Annotated in this window: 8 protein-coding genes, 1 rRNA gene and 1 riboswitch; of the genes, 7 read left to right on the forward strand and 2 right to left on the reverse strand. The window is 44.4% G+C overall.

What is annotated here, in order from left to right; genetic code table 11:
* Window positions 1–37 precede the first annotated feature (37 nt).
* The 3 genes from betB (at window position 38) to NZD81_RS16660 (ending at window position 3,401) form a co-directional block, all read left to right on the forward strand.
* A complete protein-coding gene (gene betB, locus NZD81_RS16650; RefSeq protein ID WP_069840211.1) occupies window positions 38–1,510 on the forward strand; it encodes a betaine-aldehyde dehydrogenase in 1,473 nt (490 codons plus the stop codon).
* Window positions 1,511–1,526: 16 nt separating this feature from the next.
* Entirely contained in the window at window positions 1,527–2,735 is a 1,209-nt protein-coding gene (gene gbsB, locus NZD81_RS16655; RefSeq protein ID WP_041521528.1) for a choline dehydrogenase, read from the forward strand.
* Between the two features lie 87 nt (window positions 2,736–2,822).
* On the forward strand, window positions 2,823–3,401 hold the full coding sequence (locus NZD81_RS16660; protein WP_069150142.1) for an MOSC domain-containing protein: 579 nt from the start codon (window positions 2,823–2,825) through the stop codon (window positions 3,399–3,401).
* Window positions 3,402–3,406: 5 nt separating this feature from the next.
* On the opposite strand, the gene NZD81_RS16665 is transcribed toward NZD81_RS16660, so the two are convergent.
* The gene (locus tag NZD81_RS16665; protein WP_168781864.1) at window positions 3,407–3,895 is read right to left on the reverse strand and encodes a DinB family protein; all 489 of its coding nucleotides are present in this window, start codon (window positions 3,893–3,895) and stop codon (window positions 3,407–3,409) included.
* A gap of 168 nt (window positions 3,896–4,063) precedes the next feature.
* Between NZD81_RS16665 and NZD81_RS16670 the strand changes: the two genes are divergently transcribed.
* Genes NZD81_RS16670 through NZD81_RS16680 form a run of 3 tightly spaced genes read left to right on the forward strand, consistent with a single transcriptional unit; the run spans window position 4,064 to window position 6,677 of the window.
* Window positions 4,064–4,588 (forward strand): NfeD family protein, encoded by a 525-nt coding sequence (locus tag NZD81_RS16670; protein WP_040082019.1) that lies wholly within the window; start codon window positions 4,064–4,066, stop codon window positions 4,586–4,588.
* A gap of 20 nt (window positions 4,589–4,608) precedes the next feature.
* Window positions 4,609–6,138: a flotillin lipid rafts scaffold protein FloT gene (floT, locus tag NZD81_RS16675; RefSeq protein WP_014665126.1), complete on the forward strand. Its 1,530-nt coding sequence runs from the start codon at window positions 4,609–4,611 to the stop codon at window positions 6,136–6,138.
* 17 nt (window positions 6,139–6,155) lie between these two features.
* Window positions 6,156–6,677 carry a GNAT family N-acetyltransferase gene (locus tag NZD81_RS16680; protein WP_282373224.1) on the forward strand — a complete coding sequence of 174 codons (522 nt, stop codon included), beginning with the start codon at window positions 6,156–6,158 and terminating at the stop codon, window positions 6,675–6,677.
* A gap of 40 nt (window positions 6,678–6,717) precedes the next feature.
* On the opposite strand, the gene thiT is transcribed toward NZD81_RS16680, so the two are convergent.
* Window positions 6,718–7,296 (reverse strand): energy-coupled thiamine transporter ThiT, encoded by a 579-nt coding sequence (gene thiT / locus NZD81_RS16685; protein WP_014665124.1) that lies wholly within the window; start codon window positions 7,294–7,296, stop codon window positions 6,718–6,720.
* Window positions 7,297–7,395: 99 nt separating this feature from the next.
* Window positions 7,396–7,497: riboswitch (TPP riboswitch) on the reverse strand.
* A gap of 466 nt (window positions 7,498–7,963) precedes the next feature.
* Here thiT and NZD81_RS16690 point away from each other — a divergent pair.
* A 16S ribosomal RNA gene (locus NZD81_RS16690) occupies window positions 7,964–8,056 on the forward strand; the annotation flags it as partial.

Here is an 8,056-nt window from a genome sequence, read left to right on the forward strand (position 1 = left end):
TTATTTAACAAACTTTATTTACGTCAAGGAGGCTTATATGAGTCAAACATTTTACATTGACGGAGAATGGATCAGTGCCGAAAAAGGACAGATCCGGAGCATTATCAATCCATTTAATCAAGAAGAAATTGCAACTGTAAGCGAGGGAGGGCGAGAGGACGCCATCAAGGCAATCGCAGCCGCGCGCAGAGCATTTGACAAAGGAGAATGGTCTTCATTATCCGGGCTTGAACGCGGGAAGATTGTTCTGAAAATTGCGGAATTAATCAGACGCGATCTTGAGGAACTGGCAGAGCTTGAATCTCTTGATACAGGAAAAACACTCGAAGAAAGCAAAGCCGATATGGACGATATCGCCAATGTTTTTCAATATTACGCCGGCTTGGCTGACAAAGATGGCGGAGAAATCATTTCATCTCCGATTCCTGATTCAGAAAGCAAAATCATTAGGGAGCCGATCGGGGTTTGCGGCCAGATCACTCCATGGAATTATCCGCTCCTTCAAGCGAGCTGGAAAATCGCACCTGCACTGGCTGCAGGAAACACAATCGTCATGAAGCCGAGTGAGATTACGCCGCTGACGACAATCAAAGTCTTTAAACTGATGGAAGAAGCCGGCGTTCCAAAAGGTGTCGCCAATCTTGTCCTTGGACCGGGAGCTACAGTGGGTGATGAGCTTGCTGCAAACAAAGACGTCGATTTGATTTCGTTTACAGGCGGAATCGAAACAGGCAAAAAAATCATGCGGGCGGCAAGCGGAAATGTCAAAAAAATCGCCCTTGAACTTGGCGGGAAAAACCCAAATATCGTTTTCAAGGACGCGGATTTAGAAGTTGCGGTTGATCAGGCATTAAACGCTGTATTTTTCCACGCTGGCCAAGTATGCTCTGCAGGCTCCCGCTTGCTTGTTGAGGACGCCATTCATGATCAATTTTTGGCGGAGCTGGTCAAACGGGCAAAACGCATAAAACTCGGAAACGGTTTTCACGCAGAGACAGAAAGCGGTCCGCTTATTTCGGCGGAGCACAGGGCAAAGGTAGAAAAATATGTAGAAATCGGAATAGAAGAAGGCGCGAAGCTGGAGACAGGAGGCAAACGCCCGGAAGACCCAGCGCTTCAAAATGGCTTTTTCTATGAACCTACTATTTTTTCAAACTGTAAATCTGACATGAGAATCGTACAGGAAGAGGTTTTCGGTCCTGTTTTGACAGTCGAAACCTTTAGCTCTGAAGAAGAGGTAATTGAGCTTGCGAATGATACCATCTACGGCCTGGCCGGAGCGGTATGGTCAAAAGATATTGAAAAATGCGAACGGGTAGCAGCCCGTTTGAGAATGGGAACCGTTTGGATCAACGATTTTCATCCGTACTTTGCACAGGCGCCATGGGGCGGCTATAAGCAATCCGGGTTCGGACGCGAGCTTGGAAAAATAGGCCTTGAAGAATACACAGAAGTCAAGCATGTATATCGCAATACAAAACCGGCAGCGGTTAATTGGTTCAATTCATAAGAGGGGGAGATTGATGATGACATTAAATATGAAGGTAGAAAGTATGCAGAAATTCCACACATTTGAAATTCCGACTGTCATTAAGCACGGAATCGGAGCAATCAAGCATACGGGTGAGGAAGTAGCTGCACTGGGCGTTTCAAAAGCGCTCCTTGTCACAGACCCAGGGATTTATAAAGCTGGCGTAGCTGATCCTGTTATCGAATCACTTAAAGAAGCAGGCATTGAAGTGGTGCTCTTTAATAAAGTGGAGCCAAACCCGCCTGTCCGTCTGGTGAATGAAGGATCTGAGCTTTACAAAAAAGAGAACTGTAATGGCTTGGTGGCAGTTGGAGGCGGAAGCTCCATGGATACAGCAAAAGCAATCGGAGTAGAAGCAACTCACGAAGGAAGCGTGCTTGATTATGAAGCGGCAGATGGGAAAAAACCGCTGGAAAACCGCATTCCTCCACTGACGACAATTCCCACTACGGCTGGAACAGGATCAGAAGTAACACAATGGGCGGTGATCACAGATGAAGAAAGAGAATTCAAATTCAACACGGGCGGTCCGCTGATTGCAGCGCACTTGACCATCATTGATCCTGAGCTTCATATTTCGATGCCTCCGCATGTAACAGCCATGACGGGAATTGATGCGCTTGCTCATGCCATTGAGTGCTATACAATGAAGTTTGCGCAGCCAATCACGGATGCAGTTGCCTTAATGGCAATTGAATATGCCGCTCATTACATTAAAAGGGCATTTGCTGACGGAGAGGATCTGGAAGCAAGATACGGAATGGCGCAGGCTGCAATGCTTGCCGGTCTTTCTTACGGCAGTGAATCAGCTGGCGCGGCTCACGCGATGAGCCAAACGCTTGGCGGTATTATCCCAGTCGCTCACGGCCAATGTGTGGCGGCGATGATGGGTCCTGTCATGGAATACAACTGGAAGGGCTATCCTGAGAAGTTTGCACGGATTGCGAAAGCCTTCGGTATTGATACAAGCAAGATGACAACAGAAGAAGCTGCGAAAGCATCTGTCAATTGGATGTATGATCTGGTCAAAGAATTAGAAGTGCCGACTTTAGAAGAGCAGGGAGTGTCACCTGACATGATCGAACGCTTGTCTAAAGAAGCAATGAAAGACCCGCAAACCTTCGGAAATCCTAGAGATTTAAATGAAAAAGCATACAACTGGATCTACAAGCGCTGCTTTAACCTTACGCCTAAAACGGTATAATCAAAATCCCGCTCCTTTACAGAGCGGGATTTTTTGGGATAATGAAGCATAGATGGAAATTTTAGATGAGAAGGAAGGTGCCAGCTGATGTGGAAGCGTATGACCGCAAAAGCGGAAGGCTTATATATCGCAGATACAGAAAGCTTCGTAACAAAGCAAATGGACAAGCTTGATTTTGATTATGGCGGCATCCCCGGAGACTTGCATTTTGGCCTGACCAAAAAAGCGGGAGCCAGAGAACCAATGTTTTCAAGAGGGACTGAAATTTTCAACCGAAGACAAATTTCAATTGTTTCTATAGAGGAATGCAACGAAATCGCTTTAAAAATGGGAGTGCCGAGGATTTTGCCGGAATGGCTCGGGGCGAATGTGGCAGTCAGCGGTATACCAGATCTTACTACATTAAAAGAAGGAAGCCGGATTATTTTTCCGAGTGGAGCCGCTCTGCTGTGCGAGGGCGAAAATGATCCGTGCATTCAGCCGGGAGAAGTCATTCAGTCTTATTATCCGGAGCAACCGAAGCTGGCGCCGGCTTTTGTCCGTCACGCACTGGGCATAAGAGGGATTGTGTGCATTGTTGAGAGACCCGGAGCTGTTTACGCAGGTGATGAAATAGAAGTTCATTCCTATCAGCGAAAAGTTAAACGAAAAGCAGAAAGGGTCTGAACAAATCAGGCCCTTTCTATCTTTTCTTTAATTTCTTTCATTTGGCTGAGGTGCCGTTTTTCATGATGGCCGATAAAATCGATCCACTGTCTGACAGTCAGCTCTTGAAACACAGGATGCGGAAGCACTCTTTCAAAATCTTCTTCTTTCAGAGAGGCAATCGTGGCTGTCAGCTGCTCTCTTACAACATCAAGCTCGCGTTTCATTTGGCTGCCTGAAATAAAATCATGTGCAGGTTCAAGATGACTCGGAGCTTTCCGTTTATTATTTCTGTTCTGTGCCACCTCAAGCGGTTTTTCTTCAATTTCTTTGATAGGAGCGTCCTTTACACGTTCCTTCAGCATTTTTTGTGCTGTCATATCGATTTTTTTCAAATGGTCAAGAACTTCCCGTATACTCCATTCATCAGCAGAAGGCTTTTGGTTCAGCTTGTCGTCAGAAAGTCCTTTCAATTCGTTCCACGTTTCTAATCTGGCTTCATTAAAGATACTCATCATATCTCCTCCTAAAATGACATTACCATATATATAAGCAATTATCATTTATAAAGCACTTCAAAACAGGTTATTTGTCTTAAAATTTTGAAACCTTTCCTGCGTTGTCTCGTATAAATGGTAACGGCAGCCGTTCATCAATGCATTGATGAAGAAAGGATGAGGGAATTGGAGTTATTTGGTGTACCTATACAAACGATTTATCTTTATACGCTTATGATTGCCGGCAGTCTTACGCTGTTATTTCTGTTTTTCGGAGATGTATTTGCAGGACTGTCGGAAGGTATTCCGTTTCTAAATCCGACATTAGTGCTCTCATTTTTCACATGTTTTTCAGCAGGAGGATATATAGGCGAGCTCGTATTGCCGCTGTCAAGCTTGCTGATTGCGCTTTTATCTTGCATCCTTTCAATCATGCTGGTGATATTGCTTCACATCTTTGTGCTGGTTCCATTATCATCCGCGGAAGAATCATTGGCATATAGAGAAGATGATCTAAGAGGGAGAGTCGGTAAAGTCATTACAGCTGTTCCAGTTGACGGGTTTGGCGAAGTGGTCATTGAAGGAATAGGCGGCACCATTTCAAAGTCAGCGGTCAGTTTTGATAATCAGCAGATCAGTTACGGGACAACAGTGTTGGTCGTAGATATTAGCAATGGAGTTCTTTCTGTTACTCCGCATGAATCCATTTAAAACACAAGGAGGAATTTGATATGACAATGCCGATTATAATGATCATCGGAGTTGTATTCTTTTTATTAATTGCACTAATAGCTGTGTTTATTACAAAGTATCGTACAGCAGGGCCTGATGAAGCGTTAATCGTAACGGGGAGTTATCTGGGCAATAAAAATGTTCATGTCGATGAAGGCGGCAACCGTCTCAAAATCGTCCGCGGCGGAGGAACCTTTGTCCTTCCCGTCTTCCAGCAGGCAGAGCCGCTAAGCTTACTATCAAGCAAACTTGATGTTTCGACACCTGAAGTCTATACAGAGCAAGGAGTGCCTGTAATGGCCGATGGAACTGCGATTATTAAAATCGGCGGTTCTATAGGCGAAATTGCTACAGCAGCTGAACAATTTTTAGGAAAATCAAAAGACGACCGTGAGCAGGAAGCGCGGGAGGTTTTAGAAGGCCACCTTCGTTCCATTCTCGGCTCAATGACAGTAGAAGAAATCTATAAAAACAGAGAAAAATTCTCTCAAGAGGTGCAGCGTGTCGCTTCACAGGATCTCGCAAAAATGGGGCTTGTAATCGTCTCGTTTACCATTAAAGATGTACGTGATAAAAACGGTTATCTTGAATCATTAGGGAAACCGAGAATTGCCCAAGTAAAACGCGATGCTGATATCGCAACAGCAGAGGCTGATAAAGAAACCCGGATTAAGCGGGCAGAAGCCGATAAAGATGCAAAGAAATCTGAACTTGAACGGGCGACGGAAATCGCTGAAGCTGAAAAAATCAATCAGCTCAAAATGGCTGAATTCCGCAGAGACCAAGATACGGCAAAAGCGAATGCTGACCAAGCATATGATTTAGAGACAGCCAGAGCGCGCCAGCAAGTCACAGAACAGGAAATGCAGGTTAAAATTATCGAACGCCAAAAGCAAATAGAACTAGAAGAAAAAGAAATTCTTCGCCGTGAACGTCAATACGACTCAGAGGTGAAGAAAAAAGCCGATGCAGACCGTTATTCTGTTGAGCAGTCCGCAGCAGCTGAGAAAGCCAAACAGCTAGCGGAAGCCGATGCCAAGAAGTACAGTATAGAAGCAATGGCAAAGGCTGAGGCGGAAAAAGTAAGAATTGACGGGCTAGCCAAAGCAGAAGCTGAAAAGGCAAAAGGAGAAACAGAGGCTGAGGTTATCCGCCTGAAAGGTCTTGCAGAAGCGGAAGCAAAAGAGAAAATTGCGGCTGCCTTTGAACAGTACGGGCAGGCGGCGATTTTCGATATGATCGTCAAAATGCTTCCGGAATACGCGAAACAAGCAGCGGCTCCTCTTTCAAATATTGATAAAATCACCGTTGTAGATACAGGAGGAAGCGGTGAATCCAGCGGCGCAAACAAAGTAACCAGCTATGCGACGAACCTAATGTCAAGTCTGCAAGAAAGTTTAAAAGCATCCTCAGGAATTGACGTAAAAGAAATGATTGAGAACTTTTCAGGAAAAGGAAACGTAAAACAAAGCATTAATGAATTAACAAATGAAATCAAAGAAGCCAAAACGGTCCAAAAATCAGAGTAAGGAAAGGACAGAACCGGATGGTAACTGTACGTGAAGCAAGGTTAGATGATATAAAGGACATTGCAAGGGTGCATGTAGACAGCTGGAGGACAACATACCACGAAATTATCCCGGCTGATTATTTAAACAGCCTGAACTATAAGGGATTTGAAGACAAATGGAAAAGCCGCTCGTTAAAGGGAGTATTTGTTGCCCAGGATGAAAAGGGTTCAGTATTTGGCTTTGCTTCATTTGGACCTATCCGCTCTGAACAAGAAGGCTATGACGGCGAGCTATATGCTATTTACCTTCTGGAAGAGCACCAGCGGCAAGGTGCAGGGAGGGCGCTCTTAACAAAAGGAGCAGAGTTTTTGCTTCAACATGGCTTTTCGAGCATGTTTGTTTGGGTCATTGAGCAGAACCCCTCGATTATATTTTATCAGTCCTATTCTCCTGAAAGAGTATCGGAGGACAGCTTTGAAATTGCCGGAGTAAGGCTGAAAGAAGCGGGCCTTGGCTGGCCGGATCTTTCTGCTTTAAAAACACTTCTTAACAGATAACAAAAATCCCCCAGCGGAATTCGCTGGGGGATTGTCACTTTTAAGCTTTGTCAGCTTTGAGTAAACGCGGTGCTGTCATAAATAATAAACATAGGACAATGGCGCAAATAATGAATGAAGGAACCATATAAGTCGCATTATAAGTTAAAGAATAAATCCATACCGGCGTTCCTTTTGGAGCGAAGCTGCCGAAAAACACAGCTCCTGAAATGACATGCGCGGCATAGCGCAGGAAACTGCCGATAAAAACTGCGCTGACCACTGAAACAATCAATTTCCCTTTTGTTTTTGCTACAGCGGCTTTACGGACAGAAGAAGCGAAACAGCCGCTTATGCCGATTGCTGCGAACGCGACAATGTAATCTAATAATAGCTGTACAGGATGTTGTGCAAACAGGTTTCCGATCGCTATTTGTACGAGGCCTGTCAACAAACCGGTAGTAAGGCCCGCTTTGACACCCCAGCGAAACGAAATCAAAAAGATCGGAATCATCATGATGGAGACCGAGCCTCCTTGAGGCATGCTAAGAAACATTCCCGAGACAATGTCTAAAATAACGGCTGCTGCTGTCATAATGGCAATTTCAATAAGGCGAACCAGTTGCTTAGATTGATCCATAAATATCTCCTTCCATTGACAGACAACCAAAAGGACAACAAAAAAGCAGCACGCGGAAGGATGAGAAAAGTTCCACGCACTGCTTTACGATCTGCAATTCATTTGACTTTGCCACATCCCTACGCCAGCGTTAACTAACAGGTTCAAAGGGTCAGAACGAAACCGCTCACTCTCAGCTTTAATGCTCCCCTTGTGGTCATCAGTATTTAGTTCGTTTCTACTATACAAGAAAACGAAAAAAACAACAAGATCACATGACTGATATATATGTTCTTTTAAGAAAATTATATGATACACACGCTTTAGAAATCATGGCGAGGATTATAGTTTATTTGTTTTATGGATTTTTTTAAAAAAACTATTGCAATAAATAAACACAGGTGTTATATTATTAAACGTCGCTGATGCACAGTGGACACAAACAAAAAGCTTCAACAATAACGCGAAAAAAGTTGTTGACAAAAAAGAAGCTGAATGTTATATTAGTAAAGCTGCTTCATTAAGAAGTGACGAAATGATCTTTGAAAACTAAACAAGACAAAACGTACCTGTTAATTCATTTTTATAAATCGCACAGCGATGTGCGTAGTCAGTCAAACTAGGGCCTGCACGATGCAGGTCACACAGGTGTCGCCGCAGGATGCGGTGAACTTAACCTGTGATCCACTTATCGGAGAGTTTGATCCTGGCTCAGGACGAACGCTGGCGGCGTGCCTAATACATGCAAGTCGAGCGGACAGATGGGAGCTTGCTCCCTGAT

The sequence above is a fragment of the Bacillus sp. B.PNR1 genome, assembly GCF_030386235.1.
In the GTDB taxonomy this organism is placed as follows: Bacteria; Bacillota; Bacilli; order Bacillales; family Bacillaceae; genus Bacillus; species Bacillus stercoris.

What these genes read in the sequence shown, in the direction of transcription:
- betB (WP_069840211.1), top strand. Translation starts at nt 38, where the DNA reads ATGAGTCAAACATTTTACATTGACGGAGAATGGATCAGTGCCGAAAAA.
- gbsB (WP_041521528.1), top strand. Translation starts at nt 1,527, where the DNA reads ATGACATTAAATATGAAGGTAGAAAGTATGCAGAAATTCCACACATTT.
- NZD81_RS16660 (WP_069150142.1), top strand. Translation starts at nt 2,823, where the DNA reads ATGTGGAAGCGTATGACCGCAAAAGCGGAAGGCTTATATATCGCAGAT.
- NZD81_RS16665 (WP_168781864.1), bottom strand. Translation starts at nt 3,895, where the DNA reads ATGAGTATCTTTAATGAAGCCAGATTAGAAACGTGGAACGAATTGAAA.
- floT (WP_014665126.1), top strand. Translation starts at nt 4,609, where the DNA reads ATGACAATGCCGATTATAATGATCATCGGAGTTGTATTCTTTTTATTA.
- NZD81_RS16680 (WP_282373224.1), top strand. Translation starts at nt 6,156, where the DNA reads ATGGTAACTGTACGTGAAGCAAGGTTAGATGATATAAAGGACATTGCA.
- thiT (WP_014665124.1), bottom strand. Translation starts at nt 7,296, where the DNA reads ATGGATCAATCTAAGCAACTGGTTCGCCTTATTGAAATTGCCATTATG.